This window comes from Isoptericola sp. NPDC058082 (genome assembly GCF_042885055.1).
Lineage (GTDB): Bacteria > Actinomycetota > Actinomycetes > Actinomycetales > Cellulomonadaceae > Isoptericola.
Genome location: NZ_JBHVSQ010000005.1, coordinates 228,828 through 250,841, shown reverse-complemented (window position 1 = coordinate 250,841; position 22,014 = coordinate 228,828). Strand labels below are relative to the sequence as shown.

Genomic DNA, 22,014 nt, shown 5'->3' with positions numbered 1-22,014 from the left:
ACCCGTGCCCGAGGACAGCCGGATTCACTCCGCGGGCGGCACGACCGGCGTCGGCGTGCCGCCCGTGATCCGCACCAGCTCGTCGTAGGACGTCGGGAACACGGTCCGCGCGTGCCCCGCCGCGGCCCACACGACGTCGTGGCCCCGGAGGTCGACGTCGACGAGCGTGCGCACGGGGGCGGGATGGCCCACGGGCGCGACGCCGCCGATCACCTGGCCGGTGGCGTCGCGCACGGTCTCCTTGCTCGCGCGCGCGAGCCGGCCGCCGAGGCGGGAGCCCAGGAACTCGGTGTCGACGCGGTGGGCGCCGCTCGTCAGGACGAGCACCGGCTCGTCGTCGAGCGTGAAGACCAGCGAGTTCGCGATGGCGCCGACAGGGACACCGAGGGCCTCGGCGGCCCGTGCGGCGGTGGTGGCGTGGTCGTCGAGCCAACGGATGTCGCCGTCCGCGCCGGCGCCGTCCAGCGCGTGCCGGACCCGGTCCACGGCGGGGTGCGAGGGGGCAGGTCCGGCGGGGACGTCGGCGACGGCGGCGGGCATCGGGGTGGCGGGGCGCTCGTCCTGGGGCGTGACGTCGTCGCCCGAGAGCCACCGGAGCCACACGGTGCGCGGGTCGCCCTCGAGGACGAGCGCCCGCACCAGCAGGGTGAGCGGGATCGCGAGGATGGCGCCGAGCGGGCCGATGACGAAGGTCCAGAAGACCACGGACATGAAGCTCAGCGTGAGGCTGAGGCTGACGGCGTCGGAGACGAACTTGGGCTGCACCAGCACCTGGAGCACCACGTTCACGACGCAGTAGACGGCCGCGACGGCCAGGGCCAGGGGCCAGCCGCCGACGACGAACGCCATGACGAGCGGCGGGACCAGGCCGAGCACGAACCCGATGTTCGGGATGAAGTTGGTGACGAACGCGAGGATCGCCCACACGACCGGGGCGGGGACGCCGAGCAGCGCGAGCGCGAAGCCGTCGACGATCGCGACGATCGCACCGAAGGTCGCGTTGACCACGAAGTAGCGGCGCACCCCGGTGCTGAACCGCGTCGCGCGACCGATCTGCTCCGCGTGCGTGGCGCCGAAGACGCGGGACGCGGTCGCGTACCGGGCGGCGTCGGCCGCCATGAAGATCGCGTAGGCGAGCACGAAGAAGAAGGCCGTCGCGATCGACAGGACCATGCCGCTCACGCTGCCTGCGAGGGACAGCAGCCGGGAGGGCTCCAGGAACGACGTCGCGGCGTCGGTGACCTGCGTGTCCAGGCCGAGCTCGGCGAGCTGCGCGGCGATCTGGGACACCGACTGCTCGAGGTCGCGGAAGTACTCGGTGACCAGGTCGGCGAACTGGAAGCCGGCGAAGACGAGCATCGCGAGCAGGGCCGCGAGGATGAGGTACGCGACGACGATCACGGCCGTGGTCGCCGCCCAGCGCGGCCACCCCCGGGCCTCGAGCGGGCGGCGAACGGGGTGGCAGATGATGACGATCACGGCGGCGAGGAACACCGGCGCCAGGACGTCCGATGCCCAGTGCACCCCCGCGAGGACGAGGACGGCCGCACCGAGCGACAGGAGCGTGCGGGTGGCGGGGTTGAGACCGCCGGGGTCGGTGGTCGGGCTGCCGGGCGCGGTCGTCGCGGTCGAGGTCACCCCGCGACCCTAGCGACCGCGCCCGGCGACGGCGCGCGCGACCACGCGGCGGCAGCCGCGCGGCGTGGCCCCGCTCAGATCCAGCGCTTCCAGCGGAAGACGGCGAAGAGCGCCACGCTCACGCTGAGCATGGCCACCAGCGCGGCCGGGTAGCCCCAGGCCCAGTGCAGCTCCGGCATGTCGTCGAAGTTCATCCCGTACACGGTGCCGACCAGGGTCGGCGCGAACAGGATGGCCGCCCACCCGGAGATCTTCTTGACCTCCTCGCCCTGGCGGATGCTCACCTCGGTGAGGTGCGTCATCTCCTCGTTCTGCCGCTGGGCCACGAGGGTGGCGTTCACGGTGAGGATGTCGCGCAAGGCGGCGCGGAACGACTCGACGCGGTCCGCGACCTCGGTGAGGTGGTCGGCGACGTCGCGCAGGTACGCCTGCATCTCCTCGGTGACGCCGTACTTCTCCGCGCCCTTGGCGAGCGAGCCGCACACGCGCTGCAGGGGGCGCACCGCCCGCTGGAACTCGACCACCTCGCGGGAGAGCTCGTAGATGCGGCGCGACACCGCCGCGTCGCCGCCGAACACCTCGGACTCGATCTCGTCGATGTCGCCGTCGAGCCCGGCCACGACGGGTGCGTAGTCGTCGACGACGCGGTCCACGATCGCGTACAGCACCGACTCGGGGCCGCGGGCCAGCATGGCCGGGTGCGCCTCGAGGTGGGTGCGCACGGCCGCCAGGTCGGGGCACGCGCCGTGCCGGACCGTGACGACGAAGTCGGGGCCCACGAAGACGTGCAGCTCGGAGAACTCCACCTCCTCCGCGTGGTCGAGGTAGCGGGCCGCGTGCAGGACGACGAACAGCGTGTCGCCGTAGCGCTCGATCTTGGGCCGCTGGTGCGCGACGATCGCGTCCTCGACGGCCAGGGGGTGGAGGTCGAACTCCCGCGCCAGCTGGGCGAGCTCGGTCTCGTCGGGTCGTTCGAGCCCGATCCACGCCATGCCGCCGGGGTGGGCGCGCAGCTCGCGGAACGTGTCCGCGAGGCGCGTGAAGCTCGCGACCCGGCGGCCGTCGGCGTCGTACAGGGCGGACTCGACGATCGACGAGCGGCCGGGCACGTCGCGCCGCGTCGCCGACGCGTCGGTGCGGGCGCTGCCGAGGTGGCCGCCCGCGCCGGAGGCCGGGGTGGCGCGGCGGGGGCGCAGCGCGCCGAGCAGGGGACGGGTGCGGACCGTGCGGGAGCCGGTGGCGCGGGGGGAGGTGACGGACATGGCGGACTCCGAGGGCGTGCAGGGACGAGGGACGGTCGTCGGTCCCGCGACTGCGGCTGGGGGCGCCCCGGATCGTCGGGGCGCTCGGAGAACGGTGGCGCCGGTCAGGAGCGCGTGCGCCACGGCCGCCCGGCGTCGTGGCCGGGCGGGGAGCCGTCAGTCGCGGCTCGGACTACTGGGAGGCTCGCTACGGGTCATGTGGCGCGCACCTCCCTCGTCGTCGTCGCGGCGGTCGCCGCTGCTGCTCAGGCCATCGGCCAGCATAGCCCCGACCGGGTGGCCGGGCCATGACCGGGAGGGTGCCGGCGGGGTGATCTCCGTGACGTCGACGTCGGTTCCCTGACGCCCCGCCTCGCCCGCCCCGCCCGCCCCCTGTCCGCCCCGGGTTCAGCGGCGCGGGTCGACGACGACCATCCCGGAGCGCGGGGTGCGGGGCAGGTCGGGGAGGAGCCGCGCCCCCTCGTCCAGGCCGACGACGCGGTCGACGAGGTCGGCGGGGCGCAGCGTGCCGTCGGCGACCCGCGCCAGCATCTCCGGGTAGTCGGCGGCGGCCATCCCGTGGCTGCCCAGCACGTCCAGCTCCCAGCCGATCACGCGGGACATGGGCACGCGGGGGTGGCCGTCGACCGGCGGCAGCAGGCCGACCTGCACGTGCCGCCCGCGGCGGCGCAGGCTGCCGATCGCGTCGGCGCAGGTGCGCTCGCTGCCGACCGCGTCGACGCTCACGTGGCAGCCGCCGGTGAGGTCCTGCACCACCGCGGCGACGTCGACGTCCTCGTCCGCGCGGACGGTGTGCGCGGCCCCGGCCCGGCGCGCGGCCTCGAGCGCGCCGTCGTGCCGGTCGACGGCCACCACCTGGGCGCCGAGCGCCGCGGCGACCATGACGGCGCTGAGGCCCACGCCGCCCGCGCCCAGCACCACGACGCGCTCGTCCGGGAGCACCCGGGCCCGGCCTGCGACGGCACGGTAGGCCGTGGCGAAGCGGCACCCGAGGCTCGCGGCGGTGGCGTCGTCCACGGCGTCGGGCAGGCCGACGAGGTTGGTGTCGGCGGCGTGCAGCACCACGAGCTCCGCGAACGACCCGGCGTGCGTGAACCCGGGCTGCGTCTGGTCGGGGCAGACCTGCGCCTGCCCGGAGCGGCACCAGTCGCAGTGCCCGCAACCGCAGACGAACGGCGACGTCACGCGGTCGCCCACGCTCCAGCGCCGCACGCCGTCGCCCACCGCGGCGACCACCCCGGCGAGCTCGTGGCCGGGCACGTGGGGGAGGGAGGTGATGTCCGTGTCGTGCCCCGCCCAGGCGTGCCAGTCGCTCAGGCACAGGCCGCTCGCGTGGACACGCACCACGACGCCGCCGGGCGGCGCCGCGGGGTCGGGCACCTCGCGGACCGTGACGGGCCCGCCGAACCGGTCGAACGTCATCGCGCGCACGGGGCGATCCAACCATCGATCCGCAGGTGGGTCCGCCTGTCGGTCCGGCGATGGTCCAGGCGGCGGTCCACCTGAGACGGCGCGTATCACGATTGGGCCACACCGCGCGGGCGCCGCTAGCGTGCCCGGGTGACCCAGACCCGGTCGCGGGCGACGTCGCTCGCGTGCTCCCTTTTCCTGCTCGTCCTGACGGCGCTCGCCGTCTGGGCGGTGCTGCCGCCGTCCGCCCGGTCGGCGGGCGCCGCCGCGGACGAGTTCAGCGCCGAGCGGGCGTTCGCGACGGTCGAGACGGTCGGCGGCGAGGTGCACCCGCACGGCACGGCCGCCGCGGCCGCCGTCCGCGACACGATCGTGGCCGACCTGGAGGAGCTCGGGCTCGACCCGGAGGTGACCGACGGTGTCGGCGTGTCCGGCCGGCTGGGCGACCAGAGCCGCGTCGCGGCCACGAAGAACGTCGTCGCCACGATCCCGGGGACCGACTCGACCGGTCCGGTCTTCCTCGTCGCGCACTACGACTCCGCCGAGGTGTCGCACGGCGCCAACGACGACGGTGCCGGCGTCGCGACCCTGCTGGAGACCGCCCGCGCGCTCGGCGCCGGCGAACCGCTGCGCAACGACCTCGTGCTCGTGTTCACCGACGCGGAGGAGGCGTGCCTGTGCGGCGCGGAGGCGTTCGCGGACTCCGACCCGCGCGCGGCCGACGGGGGCGTCGTGGTCAACGTCGAGGCCCGCGGCTCGTCCGGCCCGGCGATCATGTTCGAGACGTCGGACGGCAACGCGGCCCTCGTCGACGCCTACTCCCACGTGCCGTACCCCGTGGGCAGCTCGATGGCGGTCGAGGTGTACCGCATCCTGCCGAACGACACCGACTTCTCGCCGTTCCTCGACGACCCGGAGGGCCGGTTCACCGGCCTCAACTCCGCGTACATCGACGGCTCGGCGACCTACCACGCGCCGCAGGACACCCCCGAGCGGATGTCGACGGCGAGCCTGCAGCACCACGGCGCCAACATGCTGGCGCTAGCGCGCGAGCTCGGGGACGCCGACGCGGCGGCGCTCGCCACGCCGTCGGCCGACGACGCCACCTACTTCCCGCTGCCGGGAGGGGTGCTCGCGCGCTACCCGGGCTGGCTGGTGTGGCCGCTCGCCGTCGCCGCCGTGGTCGCGGTCGGCGCCCTCGGGGTGACCCTCCCCCCGTCGGCGCGAGGTGCGCGGCGAGCGGACCACGGCCGGCACCCTCGCCCTCGGCTTCGCGTCCGCGCTGCTCCCGCTCGCCGGTGCCGTCGCCGGGTCCGTCGCGCTGTGGTGGGTCATGGGCCTGGTGCGGCCCGGCTATGGCGAGATGCTCGACCCGTGGCGCCCCTGGGGCTTCCGCGTCGCCCTGCTCGGCATCGTGGCGACCGTGTGGACCGCCTGGTTCCTCGGGCTGCGCCGGTCGCTCGGCGGGGCCGCGCTCGCGTTCGGGGCGCTCGGCTGGCTCGCCGTCCTCGGCGTCGTCCTCGCCGCCGTCACCCCCGGCGGCTCGTACCTCGCCGCGCTGCCGGCGCTCGCGGGCGCCGTCGCCGGGCTGCTGACCCTGCGGGTGGCGCGCGGCGTCGTCGGCCGGCGGGTGGCCGTGACCCTGGGCGCGGCCGTGGGGGTCGTGGTCCTCGTACCGATCGTGCTGCTGTTCTTCCCGGCGCTGGGCCTCGCGACGGGTGCCGCGCCCGCGGTCGTCGCCGCGCTGCTCGGTCTGGCGCTCACGCCCGTCCTCGCCGCGCTGTGGCCCCGCGGCCGACGACGTGCGCTCGGCCTGGTGGGCGCGTGCGCCGCGGTGGGCGTCGTCGCGCTCGTCGTCGGATTCGTCGCCGACCCGTTCGACGCCGAGCACCCCGAGCCCACCCGCCTCGCGTACGCGCTGGACGCCGACACCGGCTCGGCGCACTGGGTCTCCGACGAGGGCACCCCGAGCAGGTGGACCGCGCAGTTCGTGGACACCGAGACCGACCTGTCCGAGCCGTTCCCGATGTTCGCGGGCGAGGTGCACGCCGGCGACGCCGAGGCGGCCGACCTGCCCGCCCCCGTCGTCGACGTGCTGGACGCCGAGCCGGCGGGCGACGCCCGCGTCCTCACCCTGCGCGTGACCCCCGGTGCGGGGGCGCCGATCGGCACCGCGGGAGCCCTGCGGTACGTGCAGCTGAACGCCTCGAGCGTGGAGAGTGCGAAGGTCGCCGGCCGGACGGTGCCGGTCGAGGGCGGCGCCCTCGACACCCGCTTCTACGCCCCGGGCGACGACGGCTTCGAGGTGCGGCTCGTCGTGCCCGCCGGGCAGCCGCTGGACCTGCGGGTCGTCGCCGCCGGCGGCGGGCTGGAGGACCTGCCCGGGTTCCGCCCGCGGCCCGCCGACGTCGGCGTGGCCGGGTCGCACACGTCCGAGCTGGTGCTGGTCGGGACGTCCGTCTCCCTCTGACGGGCGTCAGCCGGCGGTCGCCGCGCCGTCGTCCGGCGGCTCCGGCCGGTCGACGGCCTCGGCCAGCGTGCGTGGCGCCTGGAGGCAGTAGGAGTCGGTGAGCAGCTCGGCCATCTCGTCCCAGTCGGTGCGGTCGTCGAGGACCACGCCCACGACGTTGCCGCCCCAGCCGGCGCGGAAGTACGGGTGACCGAGGTGCTCGAACGCCCGGACCTCCTGCGGCTCGGCGCGGAAGGTCACGCGGAAGAGCTGGTCCTCGCCGCCGAAGACGTGCGCCACGGTGGCCTTGCGCACCCGCCACCGGACACCGGTCCAGGCGTCCTCCCGCGCGCACTCCGGGAAGTCGAGCAGGCTCCCCAGGTGCTCGACGAGCGAGGGAGGGACGTCGGGGCGATCGGGCATGACCCGAATCTCGCACGCGGCACCGACAGGCGGGCCACCCAGGACCGTGGACGGACGTCGGTGGCGGTGGCACGATCGCCGCATGGTCAACGATGAGCATGTGCCGGCGCTCGAGCCCGACGACCTCGGACGGCTGTTCGTCGAACGGTTGAACGCCGGCGACCTCGAGGGCCTGGTCGCCCTCTACGAGCCCGACGCCGTGTTCGCGTTCCCGCCCGGGGAGCAGCAGGTCGGTCGCGAGGCGATCCGGGCGGCCCTCGGGCTGATCCTCGCCGCGCGGCCGCAGCTCGCCCCGGGCGTGCCGGCGCGGGCGCTGGTCCAGGGCGACCTGGCGCTGACGTCCACCCGGCTGGAGTCGGGGGCGGTGACGGCCGAGGTGGCCCGTCGTCAGGCCGACGGGACCTGGCGGTGGGTGCTCGACCAGCCCGCCGTCGCCTGACGTCCCGCCGTGCGCGCGCTCAGCCCAGCCGGGCCGTGAGCACGAGCTCCTCGCCGACGTCGAGGCGCACGTCCGCGAGCCGGACCCCGGGCGGCAGCGCGGCCGCGAGGTCGATGCGGCGGTTCGCCGCGGCCTCGACGCGGCCCCGGACGGCGCCGAGCATCGCGGCGACGAGCGGGTTGCCACTGGAGATGCGCACGTCGCCGACGGTCAGCACCATCGCCGCGTCGACCGAGGCCGACGCCGTGGCGGAGACGCCCGCGGAGAGGAACCCCTTGCGGATCTTCGCCTCGATGCGCAGGCCTGCCGCGCGCGGGCCGTGGGAGTCGAGCTGCACGTCCAGGTCGCTCAGCGTGATGCCCTGGGACTGCAGCGAGACGGCGAGCAGGCCGTGCACGGTCGCGACCAGGCCGGCGCGGGAGACCGCGACGCGGGCGTGTCCGGTCACCGGGTGCGCATCGTCGGGCTCGACCGGCTCGAACCCGACCTGGCCGTCGGCGCCCTCGACCCAGGTGAACCGCAGCCCCTCGGCCTCGGCGGTGACGTCCACGGGCAGGTCGACGGCGGTGAGCGGGTGGGCGTCGACGCGCAGGCGGCGCACCGTGCCGTCCTCGCGCGCGGTGATCGTGCCGGGCTGCCACCCGACGCCCGGGGCCTTCTGCTGCGCGCCGAACGCCACGCCGGTGAGGTCCGCCTCGAGCGTCGCGACGTCCGCGCCCTCCAGGGTGGCGGTGACGCGCGCCCGGTCGAGGCCGGCGACGCCGGCGCCGGCCGCCCGCGTCGCGAGGGCGCGGAGCCGGTCGGCGAGGTCGTCTCCCGTGGTGGGTCGCGGGGCAGGGCCGAGCGGCAGGGGGTGCGCTGAGGTCATGCGGCGAGCCTAGTGGGCGGCCGCGAGGTGGGACGTCGCGCCGAGCTCCACGAGCGTCCGGTTGCCCCACCCGTCGTCGTGGGTGAGGTGGGTGATCGCTCCCGGTGACGTGGCGAAGGCGGCGAAGCCCGCCGCCTCGACGGGGACGTGCAGCCACGCCGTCACGACGAACGTGTGCGCGAAACCGTGCGTCACCACCACGTGGTCGTGGTCCGTGTCCGTCATCAGCCCGGCGACGCACGCGTGGACCCGGTCGGCCACCTCGCGTCGCGTCTCCGCGCCGGGCACGGGGCCGCGGTGGTCGAGCCTGTCGTCGTCGGGCGCGTGGACCCGCCGCGCGGCGAGCCACGCGTTCGGTCGGCCCTCGGCGGTGCCGAAGCTGATCTCCCGCAGTCGCCGGTCGCGCGCGACCGCGACCCCGAGCGCCGCGCCGACGACGTCCGCGGTCTCCGCCGCACGGGCGAGGTCGGAGGTCGTGACGCGCACCGGACGCCGGGGATCCGGACGGGCGTCGAGCCGCCGGCCGAGCTCCGCGGCAACCCGGTGCGCGTCGGCGAGTCCTCGGTCCGTGAGACGCGAGTCGTACCACCCGCCGACGAGGTCGGCGGCGGTGTGCTCGGCCTGCGGATGGGCGACGACGAACAGGTGGTGGCGGATCATGCCGCCATCCTGCCCGTCGTCCCGAGCGTGCGAGACGGTCAGCGCGGGGCGACCAGCAGGTCGGCGTCGATCGACGCCGCGGCGAGCTGTCCGGCCGCCATCGCCGCGGTCACGGAGCTCACGGGCATGGGGAAGTCGGCGGTGTGGGCGAGGTCGCCGGCCGCGAGGACCCCGGGCATGCTGGTGCGGGCCATGGCGTCGACGGCCACGCAGCCGGACTCGCGCAGCTCGAGCCCGAGGCGGGTGGCGAACGGCGCCGCCTGGTGCAGCGTCGGGGCGACCATGATCCCGCCGAGCTCCTCCGCCGCGGCGCCGTCCAGCACGGCCCGTGCGCCCGGGTGCCCGCCGGGCAGCGTCAGCGGCTCCAGGCGGAGCACCTTCTCCGGCCGGACGGCGACGCCGCGGGCGTCGAGCGCCGCGCGGACCTGCGGGTCGACGTCCCCGCCGTCGGCCAGGACGACGACGCGGGTCGCGATCCGCTCGACCAGGCCGGCGACGCGCGGGGCGTGCGGCCCGGCGCCGAGGATCGCGACCGGGGTGCCGGAGAACTCGTGACCGTGGCAGTACGGGCAGTGTGCGGCGACGGTGCCGAACAGCCGCTCCAGCCCGGGCGTCGGGGGCAGCTCGTCGCGCACGCCGGTGGCGAGCAGCAGGCGGCGGGCGGCGACGTCGCCGTCGTCGGTGCGCACGACGAACCCGTCGGCCGGCGACGCGGGGTCGAGCGGGGCGACGTCGTGGGCGGTGGCGCGGCGCAGCTCGACCGTGTCGTACGCGGCCAGCGTGCGGTGCGCGGCGCCGCGGAACTCCGCCGGCGCCACGCCGTCGAAGCCGAGCACGTTGTGCATCGCGTCGGTGGGGTCGTTGCGGTAGGTGCCGGAGTCGAGCACGACGACGTCGCGGTGGGTGCGGCCGAGCATCAGAGCGGCCGCGAGGCCGGCCGGTCCGCCGCCGATGATCACGGCGTCGTGCAGGTCGTGGCGGGTGGTGTCGCTCATGGCGTCTCCTTCGGGTCGGGTTGCGTGCTGACCCCAGGCTGTGACTTCATGTCGACATGAAGTCAAGTGGGATGGCGTCGAGCGGTGCGGCCCAGCAGACGTGGAGCGTGGGGGAGCTGGCCGAGCGCTTCGGCCTGGAGACGCACGTGCTGCGCTACTGGGAGGACGTCGGTCTGCTGGACCCGGTCCGCGACGGCGCGGGGCGGCGGCGCTACGGGCCCGACGACGTCGTGCGGGTGGCGACGATCCTCAGCTCCAAGGTCGCGGGCATGAGCCTCGAGCAGATCCAGGTGCTGCTCGACGCCGGGTCCACGGGGCGCGGCGCCCGTGACCGCCACGAGGTGCTCACCGCGCACCTGGCCGAGCTCGACCGGCGCCAGGAGGAGATCGACCGCTCCCGGCACATGACGGAGCACGCCCTGTCGTGCCGGGCGCACGACATCGCCACGTGCCCGCGGTTCCGCGAGCACGTGCAGGACCTGGTCGACGGCTCCCGCACCTGGCGCGACGTCCACCCGGCGCGGCTCGTCCCCACGGGGCGGGCATGAGCGGCGCGCGGCCGGGGCCCCGCGAGCTCGGCGTCGTCGTCGGCGGTCTGCCCACGGGCCCGGCGAACGCGATCACCGACGTCCCGGGGGTGCGCGTCGGGCACACCACCCTGCACGAGGGCGAGCATCTGCACACGGGCGTCACCGCCGTCGTCCCCGACGCGCTCGGCGCCGGGCCCGGGCAGCGGCGAGCGCTGCCGTGCGGGCTGTTCGTGGGCAACGGGTACGGCAAGCTCGTGGGCGCGACGCAGCTCGAGCAGCTCGGCGCGATCGAGACGCCGATCCTCCTCACCGCGACGCTCTCCGCGTTCCGCGCCGCCGACGCGCTCGTCACCCACGTGCTCGCCTGGCCCGGCTACGAGGACGTGCGCACCCTCAACCCGGTGGTGGGGGAGACGAACGACGGGTACCTCTCGGACATCCGCGCCCGGCCGATCACCGAGGCGCACGTGCTCGCCGCGCTCGACGGCGCGACGTCCGGCCCGGTGGAGCAGGGCTGCGTCGGTGCGGGGGCGGGGACCGCCACGCTCGGGTACAAGGGCGGGATCGGGGCGTCGTCGCGCCGGGTCGACGTCGCGGGCCGGCCGCGCACGGTGGGCGTGCTGGTGCAGTCCAACTTCTCCGGCACCCTCACCGTGCAGGGCGTGCCGCTGCCCGCGGCAGATCTGCTCGGCACGGAGTCGATCTCTTCGGCAGTTCCCCGTGCCGAAGAGATCGACGCGGTGCCGAAGGGATCCGGTCCGGCGGAGGGCAACTCGTGCATGATCGTCGTGGCCACCGACGCCCCGCTCGACGCCAGGCGGCTCGAACGGGTCGCCCGCCGCGCGGTGTTCGCCATGGGCCGGGTGGGCTCCGACTTCGCGCACGGCAGCGGCGACTACGGCCTCGCGTTCACGACGGCGGACCCCGCCGACCCGCTCGTGCCCGACGACTGGCTGGACCCGCTGTTCGCGGCCGCGACGGACGCCGTCGAGGAGGCGCTGCTCGCGTCGGTCTTCACCGCCACGACGACCGTCGGGCACCGCGGGACCCGGCACGCGCTGCCCCACGACCGCGCGCTCGGACGGCTGCGCGCCGCCGGGTGGTCGCCGGGGCGAACGGCCCGTGACGGCGAGGGGCATCGGGCGTAGCGTCGATCACGGCGAGGGGAGCGCCACGTCCCGACCCGGCCACCGCGCCGAGCCTCACCGTCCGTGCAACGACGCACCTCGGGAGGGGTCCCCATGCGCACCCCACGCATCATCGCCGTCCTGCTGTCCACCATGCTCGCCGCGACCACGGTCGCGACCGCTGCCGCGACTCCGTCGCACCACGGCCACGACCACGGCCACCATCACGCCGACCCGTCGCTCCTGACCACCGGGCTGTCCGGCGGCGCCGGCTCCACCGTCGGTCCCGACGGGGCCCTCTACGTCACCGAACCGGTGTCCGGGGAGGTCTCCCGGATCGACCGCCGCACCGGCGCCGCCTCGACCTTCGTCTCGGGGCTGCCCGTGCAGCAGGCGGGGACGCCCGGCGGCGCACTCGACGTCGCGTTCCGCGGCCGCACCGCGTACGTCCTCGTGTCGCTCGCGGACCCGCAGGTCTCCGGCCTGTACCGGGTCGGACGGGACGGCGTCGCGCGTCCCGTCGCCGACATCGGCGCCTGGTCGATCGCCCACCCGCCGAAGACCGACTTCTTCGTGCCCTCCGGCCTGCAGTACGCCATGGAGCCGTACCGCAGGGGGTTCCTCGTCACCGACGGCCACCACAACCGGGTGCTGTACGTGACGCCCGACGGCTCGATCACGCAGGTCCGCGCGTTCGGCAACGTCGTGCCGACGGGCCTGGAGACCATCGGCCGGACCGTCCTGGTCGCCCAGGCGGGTCCGGTGCCCCACCTGCCGCGCGACGGCCGGGTCGTCGCCTTCACCCCCTGGAGGCACGGCGTCCACGAGGTCGCCTCCGGCGGCCGCCTGCTCGTCGACGTCGAGCGCGGACGGGGCGGGCTCTACGCGCTCGCCCAGGGCCACTTCACCCCGGGCAACCCCGAGGGGTCGCCCGCCGACCCGGACACCGGCCAGGTGATGAAGGCCGGGCGGCACGGCGTCCTGCGAGCCGTGGCGACCGGCCTCGACCGCCCGACGTCGTTCGAGATCGTCGGGCGCACGGCCTACGTCGTCACCCTCGACGGCGAGGTGTGGAAGGTGCCGCTCCCGCACGGGCACCACGGCCGCTGAACCGGCGTCCCGCGGCGGCCGAGCGGGGCCTCAGCCCTGCTTGGCCGCCTTCGCCGCCGCCTTCTGCGCCTTCTTGAAGGTCCGCACCTCGGCGAGGGACTCCGCGCTGGTCACGTCGGCGATCGAGCGGCGCGAGCCGTCGTCGCCGTAGTGCCCGGCGGCCTCCTGCCAGCCCACGGGCCGGACGTCGCGTTGCTTGCCGAGCATGGCGAGGAAGATCTTGGCCTTCTGCTCGCCGAAGCCCGGTAGCGCGCGCAGGCGAGCCAGCACCTCCGCGCCGGTGGCCGGCCCCTCGGCCCCGGCCGTCGTCCAGAGCTTCGCGACGTCGCCGTCGTAGTCGTCCACGATCACCCGCGCCAGCGCCTGCACGCGGCCCGCCATGGACCGGCCGTACCGGTGGATGGCCGGGGGAGTGGTGGCGAGGGTGACGAACTCGTCCGGGTCGGCGTCCGCCACCGCGTGCGGGTCGATGCTGCCCAGCCGGTCGCGGATCTTGCGCGGCCCCGCGAACGCGTGCTCCATCGGGTACTGCTGGTCGAGGAGCATGCCCACGAGCAGCGCGAACATGTCGTCGCTCAGCAGTGCGTCCGTCTCGGGGTCGCCGGTGATCCAGAGCTGTGCCGTCATGGGGCCATTGTGCCGCGCCCCCGTCCGCCGTGGCCCCTCGACGGTCGCCCGTGGCCGGGATCGATTGCGCACCGACGCGCTGCGCCCGGCGCTGCGCGCAGGCCCACGTCGGCCCCAAGGAGGACGGCCAGGGGGTTGACCCGCCTGCAATCGTTTGCCACTGTTGCGGCACGGCGGGTGCGACGGCGCACCGGTCCGACCTGAAGGGGTGTCATGGCGAGCGCGCGTGACGTGGCCGAGTCGGCGGGGGTCTCCGTGTCGACCGTCTCCCGTGCCCTGGCGTCGACGGGCCGGGTCTCTCCTGCCACGCGCGACCGGGTCGTCGCCGCGGCAGCCCGACTGGGGTACCAGCCCGACCCGACGGCCCGCGGGCTGCGGATGGGACGGACCCACGCCATCGGGCTGCTGGTCCCCGACCTGGAGAACCCCTACTTCGCCTCGGTGACGAAGGGCGTCCAGGCGCGCGCGAGGGCGCTCGGCTACGCCGTCTTCATCGTCGACTCGGAGGAGGACGCGACCTCGGAGACCGCGCTCGTCCGCGAGCTCGCGCGCCGGGTCGACGGCGTGCTCCTCGCGTCGCCCCGCTCGAGCGACCACGACGTGCTCGGCCTCGCGGGCGACGTCCCGACGGTGCTCGTGAGCCGGGAGGTCGGTGCCCTGCCGTCGGTCGCCGTCGACGACCGTGACGGCGTCTCGCAGGCGCTGCGCCACCTCTACGTCCTCGGCCACCGCCGAGTCGCGGTGGCGGCGGGCCCGGTCAGCTCCTGGTCGAGCGAACGCCGCTCGGACGGTCTGCGGCGCGCCGCCGAGAGCCTGGACGGTCTGTCGCTCGTCGAGCTCGGTGCCTTCAGCCCCTACTTCTCGGGGGGCTTCGCCGCGGCGGACCACGTGCTCGCGCAGGACGTGACGGCCGTCGTCGCCTTCAACGACCTCATGGCGCTCGGGATGCTCGGCCGCTTCCGGGAACGCGGGGTGAAGGTGCCCGACGACGTGTCGGTGGTCGGGTTCGACGACGTCGCGGTCGCCACGCTCGTGTCCCCGGCGCTGACCACCATCCGCGTTCCCCGCACGAGACTGGGCCGCCGCGCGGTGGACCTGCTGGTCGGGGAGCTCGGCTCCGAGGACCCCCCGGCCCGGGTCGACGCCGGGGCGCGTCCCGGTCCGACCGTGGACCGCCTGCCCGTCGAGCTCGTGGTCCGTGGCTCCACGGGCGCCGTCCACGAGGTCGTGGACCGCCGGACGGGCGCCCCCACGAGGACGTCCGCCGGCCCCCCTGTACCCCTCGAGTAGCACCACCCCCTCGCCGACGTCGACGAGGGCTCCTGACGTCCCCGGGCCAACGTCGCCCCGAATCAGAAGGAAGCAGGTCTCATGCGTACCTCCGTCATGCGGTCATCCAGCGTGTCCCGTACTGCCGCACTCCTCTGCCTCGCCGGTCTCGGCGTCGTCACCGTGGCGGGCTGCGCCCCACCGGCGGCCGAGGGCGACGGCAGCGGTCCCGCCGTGACCGACGCGGCCGACGTCCCCGACGCCCCGTCGGAGCCCGTCGAGCTGCACATCCTCGACGTCGCGGGGAACCAGAAGCTCACCGAGCCGATGGTCGACGCGTTCGTCGAGGCGAACCCCGACGTCGTCTCGTCCGTCACCTGGGAGACCGGCGGCGCGCCGGACGTCACGGGCATCGTGAAGCCCCAGGTGGACTCCGGGAACCTCTCGGTGGACCTCGTGCTGACCGGCAACGACGGCCTGTCCGCCGGCATCGCGCAGGACCTGTGGGTGCCCGTCATCGACGACTTCGGCGACCGCCTGTCGAACCAGGAGAACTACCTCGAGCCGGCGGCGGCCATGCAGGACCTCGCCGAGGGGTACGGCGTCGTCGTCACGTACTACCCGTCCGGGCCGCTGCTCCAGTACGACCCGGAGGTCGTGACGGACGTGCCGTCGACACCCCAGGAGCTGCTCGACTGGGCGAAGGCCAACCCGGGCAAGTTCGGGTACGCGCGACCCGCGAACTCCGGCCCCGGCCGCACGTTCCTCATGGGCCTGCCGTACATCCTGGGCGACAAGGACCCGAAGGATCCGGAGAACGGCTGGGACAAGACGTGGGCCTACCTCAAGGAGCTGGGCCAGTACGTCGACAACTACCCGACCGGCACCGGGCAGGTCGTCACCAACGTCGGCGACGGCACCTGGAGCATGATCCCCACGACGACGGGCTGGGAGATCGAGCCGCGCACCGACGGCCGGTTGCCGAACACGCTCGAGGCGGCCCCGTTCGACGACTTCACCTGGGTGACCGACGCGCACTACGCCGCGATCCCGAAGGGGCAGTCGGCGGACAAGATCTCGGCGATCCTCCTGCTGCTGCAGGACGTCCTCACGCCGGAGCAGAACGCCAAGGCCTACGACCACGGCTACTTCTACCCCGGCCCCGCGGTCGAGGGCGCCACGCTCGACAAGGCCCCGCAGGAGTCGCAGGAGACCATCGAGAAGTATGGCCGCGACTGGTACGACGACCTCATCGAGTCGGCCCCGTCGACGACGCCGCTCGCCCCGGACGCGATGGTCAAGGCCTTCGACCTCTGGGACCGCGAGGTCGGTGCCGGCAAGTACACGGAGGAGTGAGGGCTCGATGGCGATCACGGCCGGCACGTTCGAGTCGTTGGAGCTGCGCGACGTCGGGCGCAGCTTCGGCGGCCACCAGGCCCTGGCGGGCCTCGACCTGACGGTCCGGGCGGGCGAGTTCATCGCCCTGCTCGGCCCGTCGGGCTGCGGCAAGTCGACGGCGCTCAACTGCCTCGCGGGCCTGCTCCCGCTGACCCACGGACAGATCCTGCTCGACGGGCGTCGGGTGGACACGGTGCCGAGCGAGAAGCGCGGCTTCGGGATGGTGTTCCAGAGCTACGCGCTCTTCCCGCACCTCACCGTGGAGAAGAACGTCGCGTTCGGGCTGCAGATGCGGGGCCTGCCGCGCGCGGACGTCACGCGGCGGGTCGCCGAGGCCATCGCGCTGGTGAAGCTGGAGCAGCACGCCAAGAAGCTGCCGGGCCAGCTCTCCGGCGGGCAGCAGCAGCGCGTCGCGATCGCGCGCGCGGTGGTGCTGGAGCCGTCGCTGGTGCTCATGGACGAGCCGCTGTCGAACCTCGACGCGAAGCTGCGGCTCGACATGCGCACGGAGATCCGGCGGCTGCACCAGGAGCTGGGGCTCACGACGATCTACGTGACGCACGACCAGGAGGAGGCGCTGTCCCTGGCCGACCGCCTCGTCGTGCTGCGCGAGGGCAGGGTGCAGCAGATCGGTGCACCGGACGACCTCTACGACCACCCGCGCAACTGGCACGTCGCGGACTTCATGGGCTACCGCAACATCCTCGCCGGGACCCTGGGCGGCGAGGGCGCCGTCCGCGTCGGCGGGCTGACGCTGCACGGTCGCACGGTGGGCGACGTCGCGGCGGGCGACGAGGTCCGGGTGGCGGTGCGGCCGGACGACCTCACGGTGCTGGCCGACGGCCACGCGCCGCGCGACGGCAACGTCGTCGAGGGCGTGGTCGCCGTCGTCGAGTACCACGGTCGGGAGTTCGCCGTGGTGGTGCAGACGGCGGACGGCGCCACGCTGCACGTGCGCACGCCGACGGCGCCCGCGGTGGGCGACGCCGTGCGCCTCACCGCGGCCTCCGACCGGGTGCTCGTGTTCCCGGCGGAGCTCTCGGCGGCGCCGGCGGCCGCCGACCGGGCGGAGGCGGTGACGGTGGCATGACCGCCGTCGCCGACCACCCCGCGCGCAGCACCGCGAGCCTGCGGCACCGGCTCGCGGAGCGCGGCATCGACTCGTCGCTGTGGCTCATGGTGCCCGCGCTGGTCTTCGCGCTCGCGCTGTTCGTGTACCCGTTCTCGTACGGGATCGGGCTCACCTTCCAGCCGAGCGCCGCCACCCAGGAGCAGTGGGGCGGCGGGATCCTGGCGAACTACGTGGCGTTCTTCCGCGACCCGTTCGTCTTCGACTCGATCTGGATCACGATGCGCCTCGCCCTGCCGGCGGCGCTGTTCAACGTGCTCGCGTCGATCCCCGTGGCGATGGTGCTGCGCCGCAAGTTCCGCTTCAAGCGGTTCATGACGTCGGTGCTGGTGCTGCCGATCACGCTCGGCACGGTGCTCACGGCGCAGGGGCTGCTCATCTTCGCCGGGCGCCAGGGGTGGCTCAACCGGTTCCTGCTGGCGACGGGGCTCGTCGACGAGCCGGTGCAGCTCGTGAACAACTACACCGGCGTGATGTTCTCGCTGATCATCACCGGGTTCCCGTTCGCTTTCCTGCTGGTGTCGAGCTACCTGTCGGGCATCGACCCGTCGCTCGACTCGGCGGCGCGCACGCTCGGCGCCGGCTGGTGGCAGCGGTTCCGGCGGATCACCCTGCCGCTGCTCGCGCCCGGGCTGGCCACCACGTTCATCCTCACGTTCGTGCTGGCGTTCTCGGTGTTCCCGTCCGCCCGCCTCGTCGGTGACGCGATGGGCTCCACGCGCGTGATGTCGCTCATGGCGTTCCGCGCCTTCGGCGAGCAGAACGACTACGCGATGGCCTCGACCATCGCCCTCATGATGGGCGTCGTCGAGCTGATCGTCATCGCGGTCGTGCTCGCCTGGCGGTCGCTGCTCTACAAGGGATCGACGGGAGGCAAGGGATGAGCACGCTCGAGAGCCCGACGACGACGTCGGGCGCGCCGCAGGACGCTCCGGCCCGCGCGCGGGGCGCGGCGGGCAGGCCCCCGGGCGAGCGGTCGTTGGCGGCGTCGCCGTCGACGTGGTTCGTCTGGGCGGGCATGGCAGCGTTCCTGGTGTTCCTGCTCGGCATCATCACGGCCGTGGTCGTGGACTCGTTCGGGCGGTCGTGGTTCGACACGTGGCTGCCGGCCGAGTGGACCACCGAGTGGTACGCGAGCTCGTGGGACCGGTTCGACCTCACGCACGTGGTGGGCGTGACGGTGGGGGTGGCGCTCGCCGTCGTCGTGCTGTCCGTGCTGATCGGCGTGCCGGCGGCGTACCTGCTGGCACGGCGGAGCTTCCCCGGCAAGCGTCTGGTGAACCTGCTCTTCCTGCTGCCGATCCTCATGCCGCCGATCACGTTCGGCATCCCGCTCGCCACCGTGATGTACGCGTTCGGACTGGGCCGGTCGGTGATCGCGGTGATCCTCGTCAACCTGGTGCCCTCGGTGCCGTTCGTGATCCTGACCATGACGCCGTTCATCGAGCAGATCAACCCCGCGATCGAGTCCGCGGCGCGCATGTGCGGCGCCGGGATGCGGCAGGTGTTCACGCGCATCCTGGCCCCGCTGCTCGTGCCCGGCATCCTCGCGGCGTCGATCCTCGTGCTGGTGCGCACCGTCGGCATGTTCGAGCTGACGTTCCTCGTGTCCGGGCCGCAGTCCGACACCCTCGTCGTGGCGATCTACCGCGCCATGACGTCGGCGGGCGGCGGCGAGGCCCGCCAGCTCGTCTCCGCCATGGCCGTCATGTACACGGCGACGATGCTCGTCATGCTCGTCGCCGCCCTGAGGTTCGTGAACCCGACCCAGCTGGTCGCCCAGGTGAAGGAGGCGCGCGACGACTGAGCCCGGCCGCGAGCGCGGTCACGCGTCGCGGCGCCGGACGGCGACGGCGGCCGCGGCGATCACCGCCGTCGCGTAGGCGGCCAGCACCGCGAACCCGGCGCCGGGGGAGAGGAGCCCGTCCGGGGCGGGCCCGGTGGCGACGAGGCGCTCGCCGGCCACGGTCGGGAGGTAGGCGTAGACGTCCTGCGCCCAGGCGGCCGAGCCGGCGAGCACCTGGAACAGCAGCGGCAGCACCATCAGCAGGCCCAGGGTGGTGGCGATCCCGGCCGCGGTGCTCCGCCAGAGGGCGCCGATGCCCAGCGACAGCGCGGCGACGGTCACCAGGTACGCGACCGTGCCGCCCAGGGCGCGGAGATGCTCGCCGTCGGAGAGGTCCAGCGCGAGTCCGTCGGCGGACAGCGAGGACGCCGTCGCGAGCCAGGCCGCGGCCAGGCCGACGACGGCCAGCAGCGCCGTCGTCGCCGCGACGACCAGGAGCTTGGCCCACAGGACGGGCAGCCGCCGGGGCACGGCGGCGAAGGTCGCGCGGATCATCCCGGTGGAGTGTTCGCCGGTGATGGTCAGGACGGCGAGCACTGCCACGGTGAGCTGCGCGAACCCGTACCCGAACGTCACCGCGACGGCGCCGCTCGGGGTCGCGAGCCGCGGGTCGGCGCTCATGGTCTCCTGCATGCCGGGCGAGCTCGCGGCCGACCCGAGCGTCGCGGCCATGAGCGCCGCGAGCCCCGCCATGAGCAGCACCGTCAGCGCCACGCCCCACCAGGTGGAGCGCAGCGACCACAGCTTGAGCCGCTCCGAGCGCAGCACGCGCGCGAAGGTCACGTGGGCGTCGGCTTCCGGCGCGCGGTCCGCGACCAGGGTGGTGGTGGCGCTCATGACGGGTCTCCCGTGCTCGTCGTGCCGGCGGCCGCCAGCTGGTCGGAGGTGTCGTCGGTGCGGTACTCGACGGCGTCCGCCGTGAGCTCCAGGTAGGCGTCCTCGAGGGTCGAGGCGACCGGGGTCAGCTCGTGCAGCGCGACGCCGGCGGTGAGGGCGATCTCGCCGATCGCGGCGGCGTCCAGGCCCGTGACCTCCAGCGAGCCCTCGTGGGCGACGTCGGGCACGACGACGGCGGCGCCCGCGCGCTCCAGCGCGGTGCGCAGGGCCGATGGGCCGGGGGTGCGGACGGTGACCGCGCGCCGCGACGCGGCCTCGACGACGTCGCTGACCGGAGCGTCGGCGAGGATGCGGCCGCGCCCGATGACGATGACGTGGTCGGCGGTGAGCGCCATCTCGCTCATGAGGTGGCTGGACAGGAAGACGGTGCGGCCCTCGCCCGCCAGGAAGCGCGCGAGGTTGCGCACCCACAGCACGCCCTCGGGGTCGAGGCCGTTGACGGGCTCGTCGAGGATGAGCGTGCGCGGGTCGCCCAGCAGTGCCGACGCGATGCCGAGCCGCTGGCCCATGCCGAGCGAGAACCCGCCGACCCGCTTGCGGGCCACGGAGGCCAGGCCGGTCATGTCGATGACCTCGTCGACCCGCCGGTCGGGGATGCCGTGCGTGGCGGCCAGCGCGCGCAGGTGCGACCGCGCCGTCCGGCCGGGGTGCACGGCACGGGCCTCGAGGAGCGCGCCCACCTCGGTGAGCGGGGACCGGTGCCGCGCGTACGCGCGGCCGTTGACGGTGACCGAGCCCGCGGAGGGCCGGTCGAGCCCCATGATCATGCGCATGGTGGTGGACTTGCCCGCCCCGTTGGGGCCGAGGAAGCCGGTGACGACGCCGGGCCGCACCGTGAAGGTGACGCGCTCGACGGCGGTCGTGCTCCCGTAGTGCTTGGACAGACCCTGTGCCTCGATCATGCCGTCGAACGTACGGAAGGTGACCGGCGTCACAGAACCGGGAGGTCCCTGAAACCGGCCCTGGTGCCGCGCCCGGCGCCCAGGGGGGTTCACCTAGGCCGCTGCCCTCGCCCGGTCCGCCAGCCGCCGCAGGTCCGCGACGAGCGCCGGCCAGACCCTCTCCGGGAGCGTGTGCCCCATCCCCGGGTGGGTCCGGAAGACGGCGCCCGGGACCTGACGGGCGACGTCGCGCCCGCCCGACACCTTCATGAGCGGGTCGTCCTCGCCGGAGACCACGAGGGTCGGGACGCGGAGGGTCGAGAGCGCGGGCAGGCGCTCCCGGGACCACGCGGCGAGCTGCCGCTGGGTGGTGCGCGGGTCCCGGGGCGCGCGGTCGTGGCTCACGGTCGCGGCCTGGCGGGCCCACTCCTCGTCGATCGGCGCCGGGTCGGAGAGGGCCCGCCAGATCGCCACCAGGACGTCGACGGCCTCTGCGGACGTGGTCGGCTCGCCGAGCCTCGCCAGCTCGCGGAAGATGCCGAACCGCACGTACGCCAACCTGCGCCACGCGGGGGCGGTGCACGGCAGGCCGCAGCAGCTGGTCAGGCTGCGGACCCGGGTCGGACGTCGGAGCGCGGCCGCCTGCGCGACGCCGGCGCCGAGCGAGATGCCCAGCAGGTGCGCCGACGTCCATCCGACGGCGTCCAGCACGGTCTCGACGTCGTCGAGCATGTCCGTGCCGGTGTACGCCGGGGCCGTCCCGCCGAGCATCGCCCGCCAGGGGTTCTGTCGTGCCGGCGACGTGAAGTGCGTGGAGAGCCCGGTGTCGCGGTTGTCGAATCGCACGACGGCGAACCCTGCGTCGACCAGCAGCTCGCAGAGGGCGTCGGGCCACCACACCATCTGGAAGTCCAGCCCCATGATCAGCAGGAGCGGCTCGCCGGAGGCCGGGTCGCCGAACGTCTCGTACGCGATGGTGACGTCGTCATGGGTGGCAAAGCGGGTCGGCGGGGTCATCGGGCGCCTCGGCTCTCTGTGAACAGTGTTCGCTGAACT

General features: G+C 74.6%; 22 protein-coding genes and 2 pseudogenes. 11 read left to right on the top strand and 13 right to left on the bottom strand.

Translation table 11 applies throughout. The annotated features are described in order from the left end of the window. Positions 1–24 precede the first annotated feature (24 nt). The 5 genes and pseudogenes from ACFVS0_RS09870 to ACFVS0_RS09850 form a co-directional block, all read right to left on the bottom strand. Complete coding sequence (locus ACFVS0_RS09870) at positions 25–540, bottom strand: YbaK/EbsC family protein (RefSeq protein ID WP_430587852.1); 516 nt, start codon at positions 538–540, stop codon at positions 25–27. A gap of 96 nt (positions 541–636) precedes the next feature. Then, a pseudogene (locus tag ACFVS0_RS09865) lies at positions 637–1,638 on the bottom strand (AI-2E family transporter); the annotation flags it as partial. Positions 1,639–1,712: 74 nt separating this feature from the next. After that, positions 1,713–2,900, bottom strand: a complete 1,188-nt coding sequence (corA, locus tag ACFVS0_RS09860; protein ID WP_430549830.1) for a magnesium/cobalt transporter CorA — start codon at positions 2,898–2,900, stop codon at positions 1,713–1,715. Positions 2,901–3,287: 387 nt separating this feature from the next. Next, complete coding sequence (locus ACFVS0_RS09855; RefSeq protein ID WP_430587835.1) at positions 3,288–4,331, bottom strand: alcohol dehydrogenase catalytic domain-containing protein; 1,044 nt, start codon at positions 4,329–4,331, stop codon at positions 3,288–3,290. Between the two features lie 116 nt (positions 4,332–4,447). Beyond that, positions 4,448–4,795, bottom strand: a complete 348-nt coding sequence (locus tag ACFVS0_RS09850) for a hypothetical protein (RefSeq protein WP_430587834.1) — start codon at positions 4,793–4,795, stop codon at positions 4,448–4,450. Here ACFVS0_RS09850 and ACFVS0_RS09845 point away from each other — a divergent pair. Together ACFVS0_RS09845 and ACFVS0_RS09840 are read left to right on the top strand one after the other, a co-directional pair. Next, positions 4,683–5,294, top strand: a pseudogene (locus tag ACFVS0_RS09845) (M28 family peptidase); the annotation flags it as partial. The gene ACFVS0_RS09850 and the pseudogene ACFVS0_RS09845 overlap by 113 nt on opposite strands. A 244-nt stretch (positions 5,295–5,538) precedes the next feature. Continuing rightward, entirely contained in the window at positions 5,539–6,780 is a 1,242-nt protein-coding gene (locus ACFVS0_RS09840; protein ID WP_430587833.1) for a hypothetical protein, read from the top strand. 6 nt (positions 6,781–6,786) lie between these two features. Here the strand turns inward: ACFVS0_RS09840 and ACFVS0_RS09835 are convergent, their stop codons facing one another. Continuing rightward, positions 6,787–7,182 (bottom strand): MmcQ/YjbR family DNA-binding protein, encoded by a 396-nt coding sequence (locus ACFVS0_RS09835; protein ID WP_430563287.1) that lies wholly within the window; start codon positions 7,180–7,182, stop codon positions 6,787–6,789. Between the two features lie 82 nt (positions 7,183–7,264). Between ACFVS0_RS09835 and ACFVS0_RS09830 the strand changes: the two genes are divergently transcribed. Further along, on the top strand, positions 7,265–7,621 hold the full coding sequence (locus ACFVS0_RS09830; RefSeq protein ID WP_430587832.1) for a YybH family protein: 357 nt from the start codon (positions 7,265–7,267) through the stop codon (positions 7,619–7,621). A gap of 19 nt (positions 7,622–7,640) precedes the next feature. Here the strand turns inward: ACFVS0_RS09830 and ACFVS0_RS09825 are convergent, their stop codons facing one another. From ACFVS0_RS09825 to ACFVS0_RS09815, 3 genes are read right to left on the bottom strand one after another with little or no spacing between them, the layout of a single operon-like run. Continuing rightward, a complete protein-coding gene (locus tag ACFVS0_RS09825; RefSeq protein WP_430563289.1) occupies positions 7,641–8,489 on the bottom strand; it encodes a hypothetical protein in 849 nt (282 codons plus the stop codon). Between the two features lie 9 nt (positions 8,490–8,498). Further along, the gene (locus ACFVS0_RS09820) at positions 8,499–9,149 is read right to left on the bottom strand and encodes a histidine phosphatase family protein (protein ID WP_430587831.1); all 651 of its coding nucleotides are present in this window, start codon (positions 9,147–9,149) and stop codon (positions 8,499–8,501) included. Between the two features lie 38 nt (positions 9,150–9,187). Next, positions 9,188–10,144 (bottom strand): NAD(P)/FAD-dependent oxidoreductase, encoded by a 957-nt coding sequence (locus tag ACFVS0_RS09815; protein WP_430587830.1) that lies wholly within the window; start codon positions 10,142–10,144, stop codon positions 9,188–9,190. 71 nt (positions 10,145–10,215) lie between these two features. On the opposite strand from ACFVS0_RS09815, the gene ACFVS0_RS09810 reads away from it, so the two are divergent. From ACFVS0_RS09810 to ACFVS0_RS09800, 3 genes are all read left to right on the top strand, one after another. Further along, positions 10,216–10,692: a MerR family transcriptional regulator gene (locus ACFVS0_RS09810; protein ID WP_430563292.1), complete on the top strand. Its 477-nt coding sequence runs from the start codon at positions 10,216–10,218 to the stop codon at positions 10,690–10,692. Further along, positions 10,689–11,822, top strand: coding sequence for a P1 family peptidase (locus ACFVS0_RS09805; protein ID WP_430587829.1), 1,134 nt, complete (start codon positions 10,689–10,691; stop codon positions 11,820–11,822). The genes ACFVS0_RS09810 and ACFVS0_RS09805 overlap by 4 nt, the downstream gene beginning before the upstream one ends. Positions 11,823–11,915: 93 nt before the next feature. Then, on the top strand, positions 11,916–12,911 hold the full coding sequence (locus ACFVS0_RS09800; protein ID WP_430587828.1) for a ScyD/ScyE family protein: 996 nt from the start codon (positions 11,916–11,918) through the stop codon (positions 12,909–12,911). Positions 12,912–12,941: 30 nt separating this feature from the next. Here the strand turns inward: ACFVS0_RS09800 and ACFVS0_RS09795 are convergent, their stop codons facing one another. After that, positions 12,942–13,538 (bottom strand): HhH-GPD-type base excision DNA repair protein, encoded by a 597-nt coding sequence (locus ACFVS0_RS09795; protein WP_430563294.1) that lies wholly within the window; start codon positions 13,536–13,538, stop codon positions 12,942–12,944. A gap of 213 nt (positions 13,539–13,751) precedes the next feature. On the opposite strand from ACFVS0_RS09795, the gene ACFVS0_RS09790 reads away from it, so the two are divergent. From ACFVS0_RS09790 to ACFVS0_RS09770, 5 genes are all read left to right on the top strand, one after another. After that, the gene (locus ACFVS0_RS09790; RefSeq protein ID WP_430587827.1) at positions 13,752–14,828 is read left to right on the top strand and encodes a LacI family DNA-binding transcriptional regulator; all 1,077 of its coding nucleotides are present in this window, start codon (positions 13,752–13,754) and stop codon (positions 14,826–14,828) included. An 81-nt stretch (positions 14,829–14,909) separates the two neighbouring features. After that, positions 14,910–16,163, top strand: coding sequence for an extracellular solute-binding protein (locus tag ACFVS0_RS09785; RefSeq protein WP_430587826.1), 1,254 nt, complete (start codon positions 14,910–14,912; stop codon positions 16,161–16,163). Between the two features lie 7 nt (positions 16,164–16,170). Beyond that, complete coding sequence (locus ACFVS0_RS09780) at positions 16,171–17,295, top strand: ABC transporter ATP-binding protein (RefSeq protein WP_430587825.1); 1,125 nt, start codon at positions 16,171–16,173, stop codon at positions 17,293–17,295. Next, positions 17,292–18,218 carry an ABC transporter permease gene (locus ACFVS0_RS09775; protein WP_430585417.1) on the top strand — a complete coding sequence of 309 codons (927 nt, stop codon included), beginning with the start codon at positions 17,292–17,294 and terminating at the stop codon, positions 18,216–18,218. The genes ACFVS0_RS09780 and ACFVS0_RS09775 overlap by 4 nt, the downstream gene beginning before the upstream one ends. Beyond that, on the top strand, positions 18,215–19,141 hold the full coding sequence (locus ACFVS0_RS09770) for an ABC transporter permease (protein WP_430587824.1): 927 nt from the start codon (positions 18,215–18,217) through the stop codon (positions 19,139–19,141). Before ACFVS0_RS09775 ends, ACFVS0_RS09770 begins: the two co-directional genes overlap by 4 nt. An 18-nt stretch (positions 19,142–19,159) precedes the next feature. Here ACFVS0_RS09770 and ACFVS0_RS09765 read toward each other — a convergent pair whose 3' ends face one another. The 3 genes from ACFVS0_RS09765 to ACFVS0_RS09755 form a co-directional block, all read right to left on the bottom strand. Further along, the gene (locus ACFVS0_RS09765) at positions 19,160–20,017 is read right to left on the bottom strand and encodes an ABC transporter permease subunit (RefSeq protein WP_430587823.1); all 858 of its coding nucleotides are present in this window, start codon (positions 20,015–20,017) and stop codon (positions 19,160–19,162) included. Beyond that, complete coding sequence (locus ACFVS0_RS09760) at positions 20,014–20,979, bottom strand: ABC transporter ATP-binding protein (RefSeq protein ID WP_430587822.1); 966 nt, start codon at positions 20,977–20,979, stop codon at positions 20,014–20,016. The genes ACFVS0_RS09765 and ACFVS0_RS09760 overlap by 4 nt, the downstream gene beginning before the upstream one ends. 93 nt (positions 20,980–21,072) lie before the next feature. Then, on the bottom strand, positions 21,073–21,975 hold the full coding sequence (locus tag ACFVS0_RS09755; RefSeq protein ID WP_430563301.1) for an alpha/beta fold hydrolase: 903 nt from the start codon (positions 21,973–21,975) through the stop codon (positions 21,073–21,075). Positions 21,976–22,014 lie beyond the last annotated feature (39 nt).